1 protein-coding gene is annotated in these 320 nt (G+C 57.8%); it reads right to left on the bottom strand.

The window, feature by feature from the left end:
* Window positions 1-320, bottom strand: a 320-nt coding sequence (locus OQE62_RS19420; protein WP_265723700.1) for a helix-turn-helix domain-containing protein, incomplete at both ends; no start/stop codon positions are given.

The raw sequence follows: 320 nt of genomic DNA, 5'->3' as shown, positions 1-320 counted from the left end.
CCTGCCATGTGGTAACACCGGCGTACTTCGCCATCAGCGAGACACTCCAGTGAGTGGACTCATGAGGAATGCAGCTCGTCGTCAATGTGAGAACACGGTTCACGATCTCGGCATCAATTACGGACGGTCGCCCTGGCCTTATCTGGTCAAGCAAACCCTCCGGGCCCGATTCGATAAAGCGCGTCTTCCACTTGTGAACTGTCTTGCGAGACACGCGCTGGGCCGCAGCCACGTCCATCACTGGCACGCCTTCCGACAGAGCCAGAATAATCTTCGCTCGAGTAATCTGACCCTGCGGAAGCGAGGTGCTGCGAACCCAG

It is taken from the genome of Microbulbifer halophilus (assembly GCF_026183675.1).
Classification (GTDB): Bacteria; Pseudomonadota; Gammaproteobacteria; order Pseudomonadales; family Cellvibrionaceae; genus Microbulbifer; species Microbulbifer halophilus.
The sequence above is the reverse complement of the archived record's forward strand: the minus strand, read 5'-3'. Positions and strand labels throughout refer to the sequence as shown.